Raw genomic sequence first — 16,755 nt, 5'->3', positions numbered from 1 at the left:
CTGGGGGCTTATGACTGGTTGGTGTTGGTCGGGCACGGACGAAACGTGCTGATCAAGCCCCATGAGTCCGGCACGTTGATCGTTTCCCGCACTGCCACTGTGGATTTCCCACGGCACAGGCCAGGGGTGCCAACACTCCGAGAGCCGGCACCCCCAAGACGTACGCGCTCGGGGGCCTCAAAGCCTCCTGCTGGCCCGGCTGGAGCTGGCCGCGCGGCGGGCCGGGGGCCGGATCCGGCTGCGGGACCAGAGGGACCCGGACACCGGCCGCGGCGACGGCGACGCCGGCCAGCGAGCCGACGGCCGTGGACCTGTGTGCCCGAACTCACTGGCTCTCTTTGCTCCTCTTTCCCATCCAGGACCGGCAGATCCATCGGGTGAGCTCTCCTACCAGGACGGCGACGATGATCGCCCCCCAGTCGATGACGTGCGGAAGGCCAGGAAAGAAGGCGAAGAAGGCGAGTGTCAGTACAAGACCCGCCACGAACGCGGCGACCCCAGCCGGCCGCTTTGGTGCCGCCCCGGATTGTTCCCGCCGTTGTTGCTGAACTTCGAGGCCGGTCGCGCCCTGCTCGTGCAGGGCCCGGATCATGGCCTCGGGTACACCGCTGAGTCCGAAGCCGCCGACGGCCAGTGACGCACCGTCGGGGATGTCGGCGACCGCCGCGGCCGCGCTCGCGCGGAGCTTGTCCATGGGTGGGAGGGCCTTTCTGCCGCTACTGGTGAAGGGCGTCGGAGATCGACTTGACGCCGCCGTGCGCGGTGAGGCCGCCGTCGACCGGGATCTCGGCGCCGGTGATGAAGGACGACTCGTCGGACAGGAGGAAGACCACGAGCGGGGCGACCTCCTCGACCGTGCCGGTGCGGCCGAGTGGCGTCTCCCGGATGTTCGCCTCGCGGAACGCGGGCGCCGCGGAGGCGGTCATGTGCGTCTCGATGAAGCCGGGATGGATCGTGTTCAGGCGGATGCCGCGGGGTCCCAGCTCCATGGCGGCGGTCCGCGACAGACCGCGCAGCGCCCACTTGCTGGCCGTGTAGGCGACCGGGTAGTGGCCGGTGAGCGCGGCGGACGAGCCGACGTTCACGATCGAGGAGCCGGGCCGCATCAGCGGGGCGAGGTGCTGGATGCCCAGCAGCGGGCCGGTGACGTTGACCGCGTGGACCCTGGCCATGTCCTCGGGGCGTACGTCGTCGATCCGGGCCCGCCAGGTGACCCCCGCGTTGTTGACCAGGCCGTGCACCTGCCCATACGCCTCACGCAGGTCGGCGGCGAGTTCCGCCCAGTCCTTCTCGCTCGTGACGTCGAGGCGGCGGCAGCCGGGTGACTCCGTGACGTCGGTGGCGATCACCCGGGCGCCCTCGCGGGTCAGCGCCTCGGCCTCCGCGGCGCCCTGGCCACCGGCCGCGCCCGTGACCACGACGACCCTGCCGAGGAGCTTCCCCCAGCCTTCGGCCGGGAGGTGCCCCCAGGGATGGAGATCGGTCACGGCCGCTCCCTCGTGCGGCGTCGGGCGACGGGAACGGTCATGGGGGCCGGGCCGGCCACCACGGTGTTGGAGACGGAGCCGATGCCCTCGACGGTGAGGGTGACCGTGTCGCCGGGCTTGAGGGGAGGCGGGGACTGCTCACCCCGTACACCCCACAGCTCGGCCAGGCAGCCGCCGTTTCCGCAGGTCCCGGAACCGAGGACGTCGCCGGGGCGGACAACGGTGCCGCGTGAGGCGTAGGCGACCATCTCCTCGAAGGTCCAGCTCATGTTGGACAGCAGGTCCTTGCCCACGACCTCGCCGTTGATCTCGGCGGTGAGCGCCAGGCGCAGGAAGCCGTCCGCGTCGCGGTACTTCCCCAGCTCGTCGGCGGTGACCAGGTACGGACCCAGCGTGGTGGCGGTGTCCTTGCCCTTGCAGGGGCCGAGGCCGACCTTCATCTCGGCGGACTGCAGGTCCCGGGCCGACCAGTCGTTGAAGACGGTGTAGCCGACGATGTGGTCGCGGGCCTGCTCGGGGGTGAGGTCGCGGCCCTCCTTTCCGATCACGGCGGCGACCTCCAGCTCGAAGTCGAGCACGCTCGACCCCGGCGGCACGGGGATGTCGTCGTGCGGCCCGTACATCGCGTAGGGGTTGCCGAAGTAGAACGTCGGGGCCGCGTACCACCGCTCCGGTACCCCGGCAGCCCCGTCCACGGACCGCCGTACGCCCTCGACGTGTTCCTCGAAGGTGACGAAGTCCCGCACGGTGGGCGGCTGGAGCGGCGCCAGCAGTCGTACCTCGGAGACGTGGGGGCCGGCCGGCACGTCGAGCATCGCGGAGCCCGCGTCGAGCAGTTCGGGCAGACCGCCGCCCTCGGCGAGCAGGCCGGTCAGCGAGCTGACGCCGGGAAGGGGGTAGAGCGTGCCGTCCTCTTCGACGACGGCCACATGGCGTCGGTCGCGGTACTCGTACGTGGCGAAACGCATGACGGTTTCCTGTCCGCTGTCGGCGTGAGGGGTGGGCACGAAGGCCGGGGGCGCGGCAGGGGAGTCAGGGCAGTGACAGGGTCACCGCGCCCCCGGGGACTCAGGGCTTCGCCGATCAGACCGGCGGGGCGACGAAGACGCCGCGGTCGACGTCGTTGAACGACTCCTTGGTGACCAGTTCGTTCATCGGGTTGGCCGTGCCCCACTGGTCGGTGACCTCGGGCTTGGAGAAGTCGTAGACGTGCGGGTGCCAGGTGTCCTCGTCCAGCAGCTCCAACTCCGTCGTGTACTCGACGGTGTTGCCGTGCGGGTCGAGGAAGTAGGTGAAGGTGTTGTCGCCCGCCATGTGACGGCCCGGACCCCAGATCTTGCGGGCGCCGGAGCGGATGACACGGCCGGAGCCGCGCATGTACTCGTCGATCCCGCGCATCTCGAAGGAGATGTGGTGCAGGGAGGTGTGCGGGCCCTTGGCGATGGCCATGGAGTGGTGCTGGTTGCTGATCCGCATGAAGTGCATGACCTCGCCGATGCGCGGATGGCCGAGCGTGTCGGACAGCCGGAAGCCGAGGTGCTCCTCGTACCACGCCCTGGTCCTGTCCAGATCCGGCGAGTTGAGGACGACGTGCGACAGCTTGACCGGGATCGACTCCTTCTCCTCGATCTTGCGGTGCTGCCGCACCTCGACGTCGGCGGAGACCTCGATGGTGCGGCCGTCGACGTCGAAGAAGCGGAAGCCGTAGCCGCCGCCGGGCGTTTCCACCTTGCCCGGCTGGGTGACCAGCCGGGCACCCCCGGCGAGGAGTTGCTCGGCGAGCGTGTCCACGTCGGCCGGGCTCGCGGCGCCGTAGGAGACGAGGTCGAGGCGCTTCTCGTCGGCCTTGCGCAGCCGTACGACGTACTGCTCGGGGGAGCCCTCGGCGGCAAGGAAGGAGATGCCGGAGTCCTCGGCGACCTTGGACAGGCCCCAGACGCCGGCGTAGAAGTCGAGTTGCTTGTCGTAGTCCGGCACGGCGAGGTCGACGTGTCGGAGGTGGGTGAGCAGGCGGTTACTCATGGGGTCCTCCTCAGACGAGGTTGAGCAGGGCGGCGGCGTTTCCGCCGCGGACGGAGTGGAAGTCGGTGTCGGGCAGGTCCGCGGCGCGCAGCGCGCCGAGCGGGTCGTCGGTGCCCATGTCGAAGGGGAAGTCGGAGCCGAGCAGGACCCGTTCCCGGCCGACCGCTCGCAGCAGCTCCCGCAGCACTTGAGGGTCGTGGACGAGGGAGTCGAAGTGCAGCTGCTTCAGATAGCTGCTCGGTTCCCGCTCACAGCCCCGGGCGTCGGGACGGGCCCGCCAGGCGTGGTCGGAGCGGCCGATGTGGGTGGGCAGGTAGCCGCCGCCGTGCGCCGCGACCAGCTTCAGGCCCGGATGACGGTCCAGGACGCCGGAGAAGATCAGGTGGGAGAGGGCGACCGCGTTCTCGGTGGGCTGGCCGACGGTGTTGGACAGATACCACTGGTCCAGGCGCCCGTCGAGGGTGCAGCCGAACGGGTGCAGGAAGAGGAGGGAGCCCGTCTCCTCAGCACGGGACCAGAAGGGTTCGTACGCGGGATCCGACAGTTCGCGGCCGGGCGCGTGCGAGGAGATCTCCACACCCCTCAGCCCCTGGTCCAGAGCGTGGCCGAGCAGGCCGACCGCGAGGTCGGGATGCTGGAGCGGGATGAGGCCCAGGCCGTGCAGGCGGTCGGGAGCCTTCGCGCAGTGTGCGGCGGTGCCCTCGTTGGCCAGCCGGCAGACCCTCTCGGCCAGTTGAGGCTCGGCCCAGTAGTGGTAGTGGGACGGCGAGGGGCTGACCAGCTGGATGTCCACGCCCTGCGCGTCCATGGCCGCCAGGCGCACCGCGGCGTCCGTCAGCTTCGGCACGCGCGCGCCGACCATCGGACCGTTCACTGCCAGGGCCGCCGGGCCGTTGCGGCGCGCGTCGAGGGCACGGGCCTCGGCGAGACCGGGATGACCGGCGACGGCCTCCTCCACCTCCGGGAGCAGGAGGTGGGCGTGGACGTCGATGGTCGGCGCGGAGGATGCGGTGGTGGTCACGGGCGCTCCTTGAGGAGGTTCATGGTGCGGCCGACCAGCCCGGCCATGTCGGCGTCGCGCACACCGTCCAGCTGCCACTGGCCGATCTGCATGGACCCCGCGACGACGGCGCGCACCCGGGGAATGCGGCGGTCGTAGTAGGCCTGGAGCAGCTCGTCGTCCCAGTCCCGTCCGCTGGTGAGCAGCTCGGCGAGGACGAGGGCGTCCTCCAGGGACATCGCCGCGCCCTGGGCCAAGGTGGGCGGGCAGCAGTGGGCGGCGTCGCCGATCAGCACGACCCGGCCCCGGTGCCAGGAGTCCTCGACCAGCAGACGGTCGAACCAGGTGTAGTTGACCTTCTTCGGGTCGGTGATGTGCTCGGTGATCTCCGGCCAGACCCCGCCGTAGCTCTGCGCCAGGCGGCGCATCTCGTCGGCGTAGGTGGCCGGGTCGATGGAGGTGCGGTCGCGGCACGCTTCGACGACGTACGCGTAGATGGTGTTCTCGCTGGTGGGGCAGTAGCCGGCGATGTAGGCGGGGCCGCCGTAGGCGAGGTCGGTGCGGGTCACGCTCTCGGGCCGCGGGGCGGCGATGCGCCAGATGGCCATGCCGGTCGGCTCGGGTTTGTCCGTGATGCCGATCGCGGCGCGGGTGGCGGAGTTGAGTCCGTCGGCGCCGATCACCAGGTCGTAGCGGCCCTCGCTGCCGTCGCTGAAGCGCACCGACACGCCGTCGGCGCCCTGCTCCAGCGCTTCGGCGGTGATGCCGAGGCGAACGTCGGCGCCGGAGGCGCGGACCGTGTCGATGAGGATCTGCTGCAGTTGGGGGCGCTGCATTCCGATGGTGGCGGGCAGGTCCTTTCCGCCGGTCTGGATGTCCTCGGCGACGAACAGGACGGAGCCGTCGGGGGCGGTCACGCCCAGCGAGCCGAAGGCGTATCCGGAGGCTTCCACCTGTTCCCACACGCCCAGTTCGCGCAGGACCCGCAGGGCGTTGCCCTGGAGGGTGATGCCGGAGCCGGTGGTGGCGTTCCAGTCGGGCCTGGCCTCGATCAGGTCGACGGCGATGCCGGCACGGCGCAGCAGGACGGTGATGGCGTTGCCTGAGGCGCCGCCGCCGATGACCAGGATGGAACGGGCGGGGCTGGTGGGGCTGTCAGCCATGTCGGGGATACCTCCCGGGTTGGGCCGCGCGACTTCGGGCGGCGTGGGCTGCGGCTCGCCCGCTGCGAGTGCGGACCAGGGGTGGGGACGGGGGTGCGGAGCGGGAGTGCGGAGCGGGTGGAGCGGTGGGGGGCCGGATGCGCCGCTGCTGTCCGGGGAAGGGCGCATCCGGCAGCTGTGCGGGCTATTTGACGGCGATGGGGTTGACCGGGGAGCCGACGGCTCCGGTGATGGGCAGGGGCGCGGCGGTGAGCCAGAACTCGTACACGCCGTCGTCCGCGCAGTCCGCGGCGAGGGCGTCGAGGTCCCACATCTCGCCGATGAGCAGGCCCATGTTGGGGATGACGACCTGGTGCAGCGGCTGGAAGGCGTCCTCGAACTCGTTGGGCCGTACCTCGAAGCCCCAGGTGTCGGTGGCGACAGCGGCGATCTCGCTGCCGTGCAGCCAGCCGGCGGTGGTGAACGACAGGCCGGGCGCGGGCCCGCCCGCGTAGTCGCCCCAGCCGTCCCGCCGGGCGCGGGCGAGATGTCCGGTGCGGACGAGGACGATGTCGCCGCGACCGACGCTCACCCCGTGGGCCTCGGCGGTCGCGGTCAGGTGCTCCGCGGTGACGGCGAAGCCGTCCGCCAACTCGCCGTCGGCTCCAACCACTTGGCCTACGTCGAGGAGCACCCCGCGCCCGGCGACGTACGGGGCCATGTGCTCGATGCCGGTGACGAGGTCGCCGTCGGAGGTGACGACCTTCTCGGCCGCCCGTCCGTTCCAGGCCTTGCCGTGGTCGAAGATGTGCCCGAGGCCGTCCCACTGGGTGGAGCACTGCAGCGGCATCGCGATCACGTCGTCGGCGCCGCCGATGCCGTGCGGGAAGCCCTGGTTGCCCAGGGCCGCGTCGGTCCCGGTGTCGAGCATCGTGTGCACGGGGTTGGTCCGCCGCCGCCAGCCCTTCTGCGGCCCGTTCATGTCGAACCGCTGTGACAGCGAGAAGCTCACGCCGCGGCGCACCAGCGCGGCGCCCTCGCGGCGCTTGGCCTCGTCGAGGAAGTTCAGGGTGCCGAGCACATCGTCCTCGCCCCAGCGCCCCCAGTTGGAGTACGCCTTGGCCGCCTCGGCGATCGCGCCCTCGGGGTCGTGGCGGTTCACGAGGCTTCCCCGACGCATCGGGTGCGCTGCACACCCAGACCGGTGATGGACCCCTCCATGACGTCGCCGTCGCGCAGCAGCCGCCCCCAGTGCATGCCGTTGCCGGCCGGGCTGCCGGTCAACACCAGGTCACCGGGCAGGAGTTGGGCGGTCCGGGAGATGTACGACACCAGGCGTGCAACGCCGAACAGCATGTCCTTGGTGGACTCGTCCTGCATGGTCTCGCCGTTGAGCTTGAGCGTGACCCGCAGATCACCCGGGTCGGCGATCGACTCGGCCGGTACGAGCCACGGGCCCAGCGGGGTGAAGCCGGGGGCGTTCTTGCAGCGCAGCCAGTCGGTGCCGATGGCGGGCATGTCCCGGCGGAAGACGGTGGCCCGGTCGGTGAGGTCGTTGGCGATCGTGTACCCGGCGACGTACTCCAGGGCCTCCTCGACCGTCACCTGGTAGGCAGGCCTGGCGATCACGGCCGCCAACTCCAGCTCCCAGTCCGGCTGTTCGGCCCAGGAGGGCAGGACGACGTCGTCGTACGGGCCGGCGACGGTGCTGGGCAGGCCGATGAACACGTAGGGCAGGTCCTCGGCGGCCCGGCGGTCCATGACCGCGGCGATCTCCTCGCGCGCCTCCTCGACCGTGCGCGGGTCGTCGGGGGAGCGGTGGGCGACCTCCAGGTCGATCACGTGCTGCCGGTAGTTCGCGCCGGACTGGAAGATCTGGCGCGGCTCCAGTGGGGCGTGCACCCGCAGGCCCTCCAACGGTCGCCAGTCCAGGGCCGGCTCGTCCGCCAGGGTGTGCAGCACGGGCAGGGCCTCCTCCCAGCGCTCCACCACGGCACGCACGCCGGACGGCGCCCAGGGCAGGGCTGTGGTCAGGTCGAGAACCCGGCCCCTGGCCAGCAGACCGGGGAACGGTTCTCCGTCCGGAAGTGCGAACGTGCCGAGCACGAACGGGCCGGCAGGTTGCGCGAGCGTTGCCATCAGATTTCCTCCTGCTGGGATGGGGTCTACTGTGGCCCCGATCGACCAATCACGGAAATTAATCCTGTGGATGCGCTACATCCATGTCGTGGATGACTCTCGCTGTTAGGTGATTGCCCGGTGAACCTGTCCCGACTCGACCTCAATCTGGTCCTCGCCCTGCGCGCGCTGCTGGAGGAGCGCAACGTCACCAGGGCCGGCGAGCGCATCGGCCTCAGCCAGCCCGCCATGAGCGCCGCGCTGTCCCGGCTGCGCCGCCATTTCGACGACGAATTGCTCGCCCGCACCGGCAACGCCTACGAGCTGACCCCGCTCGGCGCCGCCTTGCGCGAGCGCAGCGCCACCGCGTGCGACCTGCTGGAGCGGGTCTTCGCCAGCCAGGCCGACTTCGACCCGGCCGCGGAGAGCCGCGAGTTCACCCTGCTCGCCTCCGACTACGGGGCGGCCGTGTTCGGTGCCGCACTCGCCCGCACCCTGCACGAGGAGGCACCCGGCATCCGGCTCACCTTCCAGCACCCGGCACCGTCCGTCGTGGAGAACGCCGCCACGGTGCTGAGCACCGTCGACGGACTGCTGATGCCGCACGGCGTCATCGACGGCTTGCCCGCCGTCGACCTCCACCAGGACCGCTGGCTGTGCCTGGTCGCCGACGACCACCCCGAGGTCGGTAACGAACTCACCCTGGACCAGCTGGGGCGTCTGCCCTGGGCCGTCTACCAGCGTCCCTACGACGCCCCGGCGGCCCGCCAGCTCAGCATGATCGGGATCAGTCCCCAGGTGGAGGTGTCCGTGCAGACCTTCCAGCTGCTGCCCCACATGGTCGAGGGCACCCGTCGGGTCGCGATGATCCAGGAGCGCCTGGCGCGCAAGGCGGTCCGATCCGCCGCGGTGCGCGTCCTGCCCTGCCCCTTCGAGGCGGTGCCGGTGCGGGAGGCGATGTGGTGGCACCCGGTGCACGCGCAGGACGCGGGCCACATCTGGCTGCGGCAGAAAGCCGCGGAGGTGGGCGCGACGCTGGCGGGCAACGGCTACGGCAATGGCAAGGGCCCGGGGAAGGCCGTGCCCGTCGACCGGAGCGCGGGGCTGCCGCCGGGGCCGGCTCTGACCGGACCCGGCGGCAGCCCGTGATCGACCCGCTCTCGGCGGTCGTCCTGCGCACCCTCAGGCCAACTGCTCCGGAAACGGCCGGGGATCGACGGCGCCCACCCGGCGGCGGGCCGCCCACAGCCCCGCCGCGACGAGGGCGGCGGCCAGCCCCAGCATGCCCACCGCACCGGCGAGCGTGCCGACGGCAGACTCCCCGGCGAGCAGCACCAGCGGGGAGACGAACTCACCGCCGAAGAAGGCAGCCATCCACAACCCCGTGCCGCGGCCGCGGTCCTCGAACGCCAGGCGGGACATGGCACTGGTGAGAAGGGCGGGCAGCAGCATGCCGGTGCCCACACAGTTGACGACCGCCCCGATGACCAGCAGCGGGGCGCTGCCCGCGAGGAACATCATCCCGAAGCCGACCGCGCAGACCGCGAGAACGACGGGCAGCATCGGGTCGGGAGAACGCTTGAGCCGGGCGAAGGTGACCGCTCCGCCCACGGTGGCGGCACTGGCGATCGCGGTGGCCAGTCCGATCACGCCGGTGTTCTCCACCCCGAGGTCGTCGAGCAGGTACGACATCTCCACCGGGACGGTGTAGAAGACCATCGCCCCGAAGAAGGTGAGGGCACAGATGCCGCCCAACTGCCGCCAGGGGAACGAGCGGCGGGCCTCCGTCCCGGCCGGAGTCTCGTCACCGTCCGCACGGAGCGCCGGGTTGGGCAGGGCGGTTGCCATCAGCGGGGCGAGCACCAGGCTCACGGCGTAGACCCAGAAGGGCACGCGCCAGCCCGCCGATCCGGCGGCGCCGCCGAGCACGAAGAAGACGGTGGCCGACGCGGAGGCGCACATGGTCTGCAGGGCGAGGTACTTCACCCGCCGGTGACCGCTGTAGTAGTCGCCGATCAGGGTCGTGCAGCAGGTCATGATCGCGGCCTCGGCGACTCCGACCAGGGCGCGGCTGGCGATGATGCCGCCCAGCGAGTCCAGCCAGAGCGGAGCCGTGCCGAACACGGCGTACAGGAGAGTGGCCACGACCAGCAGGCGCTTGCGGCCCACCCGGTCCACGATCACACCGGCGAACGGGGCCAGCAGCGCCAGCGCCAGCGCCGGAACGGTCAGCGCGAGGGGCACCAGCGCTTTGGCCCCCGGGACCGACGCGAAGTGGTCCTGCATCCTCGGCAGCACCGGGGCGATCAGCACCGCCCCCAGGATCGGCAGACAGCTGCCCGCCATCAGAAGGGTCACCCGCAGCAGATGGGCCGGGCCCGACACGGCGACGGTTGACGGAGCGGTGGCATCGACCGCGGCGGGAGGCTGCAGGGGCACGGAACCGGGCATGGCGACTCCAGGGGACGGTGTAAGGGAGCGGGCATGCCTCACGGGCACCGACGGCGCCCGGCATGCTGGGGGAACTCGCACGCCGGCAGCGTCCGGACGGCGGCGTACGGTAGCGACGACTATGGGGGCGCCAAGGCGCCGGTGCCATCCCCAGCGCAATCCGAATCCCGTATCCGGGTTATCCACGTGGTGGATGGGATGGGCAACTGTCACGCGGGCGGCAGACGTGCACGGCCGGTCCTGCGCGCGAACAGCGGTGTCCCGGAACTCGGTCGTCCCGGCCCCCGGGACACCGCCGGCAGCCGGCACGGTCGCGCACGCCAGGCAGCGTCAGCGGACAGGCAGCGGCAGGACGCGCCGATAGGCGGCGACGGCGACGACCGCGACCACCACATGCATCACCATCAGCGCAGCGACGGCCAGCGGCCCACTGCCGGGTGTACCGCCACCGAGCAGGGACAGGTCGGGCGCGAACGACACGACCACGAGCACGGGCACCAGCCACCGCAGCAGCCCCGCCGGGTTCTTGGCGACACGACGGACGACCGCCCAGCCGATGGCGCCAAGGACGACGCCGAACACCGTCAGCGGCGCGTACGCGGGGAGGTGCAGCGGATCGAAATCTTCCGACGCCCCCGCCGCGTGGGCGAGGAATGCGACCACCACGTTTCCGAGGACGGCCACGACAGCCGCCGCGAGAAGCCCCGCGACCACGGTCAGGCCGCGGGAGCGCGGCGCGGGCGGGGCGGACGATACGGCTTCGGGGACGGAACCGGACATGGGGACCTCCTGCGGAGAGCTCAAGAACGACAGGTGCAGCGCCAGAAAGGAAGGAGTTTGATTCCTCAAACAATGGGGGACGCTACCCCGAAATGTTTGATCAGGCAAACATCTCGGTTAGAGTGGCCGCCATGACATCCCCCCGGTGGCTCACTCCCGAAGAGCTGCGAGCCTGGATCAACTTCCTCGACTGCTCGACGCTGCTGAGCGACTACCTCGATCAACAGTTGCGGCGCGACGCGGCCACGACGCACGCGGACTACAGCCTCCTGGCCCGCCTGTCCGTGGCACCCGACCGCGCCCTGGGGATGTCCTTGCTCGCCGAGCAGTTGAAGTTCACTCGCAGCCGCCTCACGCGCGCGGTGATCCGCCTGGAGGAGTCGGGCTACGTGCGGCGCCGGGAGGATCCGGCCGACGGACGGGGACAGCTGGCCGAACTCACCGAGGCCGGCATGGAGTTGATGGCCAAGGCCGCCCCCGGCCATGTGGCTGCCGTCCGCCGCGTGGTGTTCGACGCCCTCAGCCCTGAACAGGTGAACCAGCTCGCCACCATCACCGCCACCGTGGTCGCCTCCCTCAAGCAGGCCGGCGAGGAGGACGCCTACCCGTCGGCCCTGCCGTGGCATCGCCGCTGACTCCGAGAACCTCGGAGTCCGACAACCATCCCGGGTGGCCACAAGCCCACCTGCCCAAGCCCGTTCGGGAGAACGCCATGCGCGTCGCGATCACCGGGTCCACCGGACTCATCGGATCCGCTCTCACCCACTCGCTCCTCACCGACGGCCACCAGGTCGTTCGCCTCGTCCGCGACCGGTCGGCGCGCCCCGAGGGGGACTGCAGCGAGGCGGCGCAATGGGATCCGATCAAAGGCCACGTCCAGCCCGGTGCGCTGGACACTGTGGACGCCGTAGTGCACCTGGCCGGCGCCGGGGTCGGAGACAAGCGCTGGAGCGCCGCGTACAAGGAGGAGATCCGCCGCAGCCGCGCACTGGGAACCCGGACCATCGCGCGGGCCTGCGCCGAATCGTCCACCCCACCCCGCGTCCTTGTCTCGGCATCCGCGACTGGTTACTACAGCGACACCGGCGACCGGACGATCGAGGAGAGCACGCCACCCGGGGACGACTTCCTGGCTGCGGTGTGCGTCGACTGGGAGGCCGCCGCAGACACTGCCCGAGAGGCGGGCATCCGGGTGGTGCACCCCCGCACCGGCCTGGTGGTCTCCGCCAAAGGCGGCGCCTTCGGCAGGCTCTTCCCGCTCTTCCGCCTCGGCCTGGGCGGCCGGCTCGGCTCCGGCGACCAGTACTGGCCGTTCATCTCGCTGACCGACCACATCGGGGCACTGCGCTTCGCGATCGACGACGAGACGCTCACAGGCCCCGTCAACTTCACAGCCCCCGAACCACTGACGAACCGCGAGATCACGCGAGCGATGGGCCGCGCCCTTCATCGCCCGACGATCGCCTCCGTTCCTGCCTTCGCCCTCAGAGCGGCGCTCGGCGAGTTCGCCACGGGCATCACAGGCAGTTGCCGCGCCGTCCCTGCGGCCCTGCACAAGGCGGGCTTCACCTTCGGCCACCCCACGATCGACAAGGCACTCCACTCCGTTCTCCACACGAGCTGACAGGTAGGGACGGACAGCGTCCTGGTTCCAGACGAGCGTCTCGATACGCCGCTCGATCTGAGCGCGGCCGGTGAGGAAATGACACAGATCCGAGACTGAGAAACCGCTGAGCCCGCTGCTGCCAGGTATGAACTCGCTGGCCAGAAGAGCGTCTAATTACCGGCGCGCAGGAGTGCCCCCCGGGACCCGGCCAACGCCACCCCAACACGATCCGGAGAACAATCAGCAGCACAAAAAGCAGGGCCCCGACCGTGAGATACCTCACCGCCGGGGCCCTGCCGCGTCACCGTCCGGGCCGCAGCCCATCGCTACAACGAGAAACGGGCCCCACCATGACTTTCGTCACTGGTGAAGACCCGTTCCGTCGGTTCTTCCTGGTGCGCGAGGGGGGAGTTGAACCCCCACGCCCTTGCGGGCACTGGAACCTGAATCCAGCGCGTCTGCCTATTCCGCCACCCGCGCATCTGGGTGTGTCCTCCGGCTCCGAACCCTTTGGGCTGGCGCCTTCCGACACGCAGAACATTAGCACGGTGGCCGGGGTGGGTTCACATCCCTTATGCCTGGGCAGCCGCTCACCAGCACGGACGTGACATCCGGCCGAGGCCGGCCGTCCGACCGGGCGTCCGGCCGATGTCCCCCCACGGCCCACTTCACGACTCGCCCCAGAACCGGACCCACCTCACGACTCGACCCGAACCAGACCCACGACCCGCCCCAGGACCCGCCCCATGCCCGGCCGACCCGCGAAGCCCCTCGCTGCGTATCAACACGTACCGGTTCACGTATCAACCTCGTACCGGTCCTGCCCGTCTCCCCAGGAGCCGGGCAGGGTCCACAGCCAGGTGCGGGACACTGGTCTGCGGCCGCCTCTACGATCCTTGGCAGAAGGAGTGCGCGGGAGGAGTTCGAAGGAGAGCTTCGGAGGGAACCTCCGGAGGGAACTTCGTCGAGCGTCGACACCCGTCGACGAGGCCGACAGGGGGAACCAGCCGATTCACCCGCGCGTGGATACGATCAGTAAGCAGTACCAGGTAACGCAGCGCCCGCCAGGCGGGACACAGGACGGCAGCGAGATCGGAGGAGGTGCCTCATGGGAGTCATGAAGAAGTTCGAGCAGCGTCTCGAAGGTCTGGTCAACGGCACCTTCGCCAAGGTGTTCAAGTCCGAGGTCCAGCCCGTGGAGATCGCCGGAGCGCTCCAGCGTGAGTGCGACAACAACGCGACCATCTGGAACCGCGACCGGACCGTCGTACCCAACGACTTCATCGTGGAGCTGAGCACGCCGGACTTCGAGCGGCTCAGCCCCTACTCCGGCCAGCTCGGCGACGAGCTCGCCGGCATGGTGCGCGACTACGCCAAGCAGCAGCGCTACACGTTCATGGGGCCCATCAAGGTCCACCTGGAGAAGGCGGACGACCTCGACACCGGCCTGTACCGGGTTCGCAGCCGTACGCTCGCCTCCTCCTCCAGCCAGCAGGCTGCCGGACCGGCCGCTCCGGCGGCTCCCGGAGCGGGTCGACCCGGCGGGGGTTACGGCTACCCGCCGACCGCCGCCCCGGCGGGCGCCCCGCCCATGCCGGCGGCGCCTCCGCCCGGCGGACGCCCCGGTGCCGCGCCGTTCGGCCAGCGGCCCGCGGCGGCTCCCGCCCCGGCGGCCGGCGGCCGCACGCGCCACTGGGTCGAGATCAACGGCGCCCGCCATCAGATCTCCCGCTCGACGCTGGTGCTGGGCCGCAGCACCGAAGCAGACGTGCGGATCGACGACCCCGGCGTCTCGCGCCGGCACTGTGAGATCCGGACCGGAACGCCCTCGACGATCCAGGATCTCGGGTCCACGAACGGCATCGTGGTGGACGGGCAGCACACCACCCGCGCTACGCTCCGCGACGGCTCGCGGATCGTCGTGGGCAGTACCACCATCATTTACCGGCAAGCCGAAGGGTGAAGCGGGGGCAATGTCAGAGCTGACCCTCACGGTCATGCGGCTGGGTTTCCTGGCCGTACTGTGGCTGTTCGTGATCGTGGCCGTGCAGGTCATCCGCAGCGATCTGTTCGGTACGCGCGTCACGCAGCGCGGGTCGAGGCGCGAGGCCGCCCGGCCGCAGCAGGCGGCGCGGCAGCAGGCCGCGCCCCCGCAGCAGCGGCAGCAGGCCGCCGGTGGCGGCCGCCAGCGCCGCAACGCCCCCAGCAAACTGGTCGTCTCCGAGGGCACCCTCACCGGCACGACCGTCGCGCTGCAGGGCCAGACCATCACCCTGGGCAGGGCGCACGACAGCACGATCGTGCTGGACGACGACTACGCCTCCAGCCGCCATGCCAGGATCTACCCGGACCGCGACGGGCAGTGGATCGTCGAAGACCTGGGCTCGACCAACGGCACCTACCTCGACCGGAGCCGGCTGACGACCCCCACGCCGATTCCGCTGGGCGCGCCGATCCGCATCGGCAAGACAGTCATCGAGCTGCGGAAGTAGTACTACGTCATGAAAGAGCGCGAGCGGAGCGAGCACGCAGCGGCGGCCCCCACCACGGGCCCCGGCGCGCTCCCGACCGGAGGGTGGGCACCGTGCGGATGTACCCGGAGCCGACGGGCGAGGTGCGCATGAGTCTGTCACTGCGCTTCGCCGCCGGATCGCACAAAGGCATGATCCGGGAGGGCAACGAGGACTCCGGATACGCCGGTCCGCGCCTGCTCGCGATCGCCGACGGCATGGGCGGCGCCGCCGCCGGCGAGGTCGCCTCCTCCGAGGCCATCTCCACCATCGTGGCGCTCGACGACGACGTGCCGGGCTCCGACATCCTCACCTCCCTCGGCACCGCCGTGCAGCGCGCCAACGACCAGCTGCGCGCCATGGTCGAGGAGGACCCGCAGCTGGAGGGCATGGGCACCACGCTCACCGCCCTGCTGTGGACCGGGCAGCGCCTCGGCCTCGTCCATGTCGGCGACTCGCGCGCGTACCTGCTCCGCGACGGCGTCCTCACCCAGATCACCCAGGACCACACCTGGGTGCAGCGTCTGGTCGACGAGGGCCGCATCACCGAAGAGGAAGCCACCACCCACCCCCAACGCTCCCTGCTGATGCGGGCGTTGGGCAGCGGCGAGCATGTCGAGCCCGACCTCTCCATCCGTGAAGTCCGCGCCGGCGACCGCTACTTGATCTGCTCCGACGGCCTGTCCGGCGTCGTCTCCCACCAGACCCTCGAGGACACCCTCGCCAGCTACCAGGGCCCCCAGGAGACCGTCCAGAACCTGATCGAGCTCGCACTGCGCGGCGGCGGCCCCGACAACATCACGGTCATCATCGCCGACGTCCTCGACCTCGACACCGGGGACACCCTCGCCGGGCAGCTCTCCGACACCCCGGTCGTGGTCGGCGCGGTCGCCGAGAACCAGAACCACCTGCACGACAACGGCATCATGCAGACCCCCGCGGGACGCGCCTCCGGCCTCGGCCGCCAGGTGCCCGGACAGGGCGGCGGCGAGTTCGGCCCGCCCGGCTCCGGCGACACCACCGGCTACATCCCTACGGGCGGCTTCGGCGACTACAGCGACGACGACTTCGTCAAGCCCCGCAGGGGCAGCAAGTGGGCGAAGAGATCCTTCTACGTCGTGCTCGCGCTCGCCGTCGTCGGCGGCGGCCTCTACGGCGGCTGGCGCTGGACGCAGACGCAGTACTACGTCGGCACCAGGAGCGAGCACGTCGCGCTGTACCGGGGCATCAGCCAGGACCTGGCCTGGGTGTCGCTGTCAAAGGTGGAGAGGGACCACCCCGAGATCGAACTCAAGTACCTGCCGCCGTACCAGCAGAAGCAGGTCAGGAGCACGATCGCCGAGGGCGGCCTGACCGACGCCCAGTCGAAGATCAACGAGCTTGCCGTGCAGGCCTCCGCGTGCAAGAAGGAGTCCGAGCGTCAGGCGGCCGAGAGCGAGAAGAACTCGAAGACCGGCGCGGGCGAGGCGGGCGGCACCACGGGAACCACCAAGACCTCCCTCACGTCCAAGGCAACACCGAGCCCCTCGACCTCACCGACCCCGTCCACATCAGCGACCGCTCCCACCCCCAGCCCCGGCCCCAGCCTCTCGGAGGATGAGCAGAAGGTCGTCTCGCTGTGCGGTAAGCAGTAGGCAAG

Annotated in this window: 16 protein-coding genes, 1 tRNA gene and 1 pseudogene; 7 read left to right on the top strand and 11 right to left on the bottom strand. The window is 70.7% G+C overall.

The genetic code is table 11. The features are described 5' to 3' along the window. Positions 1-157: 157 nt before the first annotated feature. Positions 158-247, top strand: a pseudogene (locus OG870_RS48230) (STAS domain-containing protein); the annotation flags it as partial. Positions 248-325: 78 nt separating this feature from the next. On the opposite strand, the gene OG870_RS48225 reads toward OG870_RS48230, so the two are convergent. The 8 genes from OG870_RS48225 to OG870_RS23690 all read right to left on the bottom strand — a co-directional run bounded on the left by OG870_RS48225 (position 326) and on the right by OG870_RS23690 (position 7,790). Then, complete coding sequence (locus OG870_RS48225) at positions 326-694, bottom strand: CoA-transferase (protein ID WP_443063437.1); 369 nt, start codon at positions 692-694, stop codon at positions 326-328. A 22-nt stretch (positions 695-716) separates the two neighbouring features. Next, positions 717-1,487 carry an SDR family NAD(P)-dependent oxidoreductase gene (locus tag OG870_RS23720; RefSeq protein ID WP_266517929.1) on the bottom strand — a complete coding sequence of 257 codons (771 nt, stop codon included), beginning with the start codon at positions 1,485-1,487 and terminating at the stop codon, positions 717-719. Continuing rightward, positions 1,484-2,455, bottom strand: a complete 972-nt coding sequence (locus OG870_RS23715; protein ID WP_266517926.1) for a fumarylacetoacetate hydrolase family protein — start codon at positions 2,453-2,455, stop codon at positions 1,484-1,486. The genes OG870_RS23720 and OG870_RS23715 overlap by 4 nt, the downstream gene beginning before the upstream one ends. A gap of 115 nt (positions 2,456-2,570) precedes the next feature. Beyond that, positions 2,571-3,509: a VOC family protein gene (locus tag OG870_RS23710; RefSeq protein ID WP_266517922.1), complete on the bottom strand. Its 939-nt coding sequence runs from the start codon at positions 3,507-3,509 to the stop codon at positions 2,571-2,573. A 10-nt stretch (positions 3,510-3,519) separates the two neighbouring features. Then, positions 3,520-4,530, bottom strand: coding sequence for an amidohydrolase family protein (locus OG870_RS23705; protein ID WP_266583063.1), 1,011 nt, complete (start codon positions 4,528-4,530; stop codon positions 3,520-3,522). Further along, positions 4,527-5,672, bottom strand: a complete 1,146-nt coding sequence (locus OG870_RS23700; RefSeq protein WP_266583065.1) for an FAD-dependent oxidoreductase — start codon at positions 5,670-5,672, stop codon at positions 4,527-4,529. The genes OG870_RS23705 and OG870_RS23700 overlap by 4 nt, the downstream gene beginning before the upstream one ends. Before the next feature lie 184 nt (positions 5,673-5,856). Continuing rightward, a complete protein-coding gene (locus OG870_RS23695) occupies positions 5,857-6,831 on the bottom strand; it encodes a cyclase family protein (protein ID WP_266517914.1) in 975 nt (324 codons plus the stop codon). Next, positions 6,810-7,790: a fumarylacetoacetate hydrolase family protein gene (locus OG870_RS23690; RefSeq protein WP_266839337.1), complete on the bottom strand. Its 981-nt coding sequence runs from the start codon at positions 7,788-7,790 to the stop codon at positions 6,810-6,812. The genes OG870_RS23695 and OG870_RS23690 overlap by 22 nt, the downstream gene beginning before the upstream one ends. Before the next feature lie 120 nt (positions 7,791-7,910). Between OG870_RS23690 and OG870_RS23685 the strand changes: the two genes are divergently transcribed. Further along, positions 7,911-8,918 carry a LysR family transcriptional regulator gene (locus tag OG870_RS23685; protein WP_327691388.1) on the top strand — a complete coding sequence of 336 codons (1,008 nt, stop codon included), beginning with the start codon at positions 7,911-7,913 and terminating at the stop codon, positions 8,916-8,918. Positions 8,919-8,951: 33 nt separating this feature from the next. Here OG870_RS23685 and OG870_RS23680 read toward each other — a convergent pair whose 3' ends face one another. Beyond that, entirely contained in the window at positions 8,952-10,220 is a 1,269-nt protein-coding gene (locus OG870_RS23680; RefSeq protein WP_266517907.1) for an MFS transporter, read from the bottom strand. A gap of 330 nt (positions 10,221-10,550) precedes the next feature. Continuing rightward, positions 10,551-11,000, bottom strand: a complete 450-nt coding sequence (locus tag OG870_RS23675; protein ID WP_266517905.1) for a DUF6069 family protein — start codon at positions 10,998-11,000, stop codon at positions 10,551-10,553. Positions 11,001-11,131: 131 nt separating this feature from the next. Here OG870_RS23675 and OG870_RS23670 point away from each other — a divergent pair, with 131 nt between their 5' ends. Continuing rightward, the gene (locus tag OG870_RS23670; protein ID WP_266517902.1) at positions 11,132-11,635 is read left to right on the top strand and encodes a MarR family winged helix-turn-helix transcriptional regulator; all 504 of its coding nucleotides are present in this window, start codon (positions 11,132-11,134) and stop codon (positions 11,633-11,635) included. A gap of 77 nt (positions 11,636-11,712) precedes the next feature. Then, complete coding sequence (locus OG870_RS23665; protein WP_327691387.1) at positions 11,713-12,624, top strand: TIGR01777 family oxidoreductase; 912 nt, start codon at positions 11,713-11,715, stop codon at positions 12,622-12,624. A gap of 375 nt (positions 12,625-12,999) precedes the next feature. On the opposite strand, the gene OG870_RS23660 is transcribed toward OG870_RS23665, so the two are convergent. Continuing rightward, positions 13,000-13,086 (bottom strand) — tRNA-Leu (locus OG870_RS23660). A gap of 628 nt (positions 13,087-13,714) precedes the next feature. Between OG870_RS23660 and OG870_RS23655 the strand changes: the two genes are divergently transcribed. The 3 genes from OG870_RS23655 (at position 13,715) to OG870_RS23645 (ending at position 16,750) form a co-directional block, all read left to right on the top strand. Beyond that, on the top strand, positions 13,715-14,569 hold the full coding sequence (locus OG870_RS23655; RefSeq protein ID WP_266583075.1) for an FhaA domain-containing protein: 855 nt from the start codon (positions 13,715-13,717) through the stop codon (positions 14,567-14,569). 10 nt (positions 14,570-14,579) lie between these two features. Next, positions 14,580-15,098, top strand: a complete 519-nt coding sequence (locus tag OG870_RS23650; protein WP_266517894.1) for an FHA domain-containing protein FhaB/FipA — start codon at positions 14,580-14,582, stop codon at positions 15,096-15,098. A 98-nt stretch (positions 15,099-15,196) separates the two neighbouring features. Beyond that, positions 15,197-16,750: a Stp1/IreP family PP2C-type Ser/Thr phosphatase gene (locus tag OG870_RS23645; protein WP_323179425.1), complete on the top strand. Its 1,554-nt coding sequence runs from the start codon at positions 15,197-15,199 to the stop codon at positions 16,748-16,750. Positions 16,751-16,755: the final 5 nt, after the last annotated feature.

The sequence above is a fragment of the Streptomyces sp. NBC_00461 genome (assembly GCF_036013935.1).
Lineage (GTDB): Bacteria > Actinomycetota > Actinomycetes > Streptomycetales > Streptomycetaceae > Streptomyces.
Note: the sequence above shows the minus strand (reverse complement) of the source record. Positions and strands in the feature narration are given on the sequence as shown.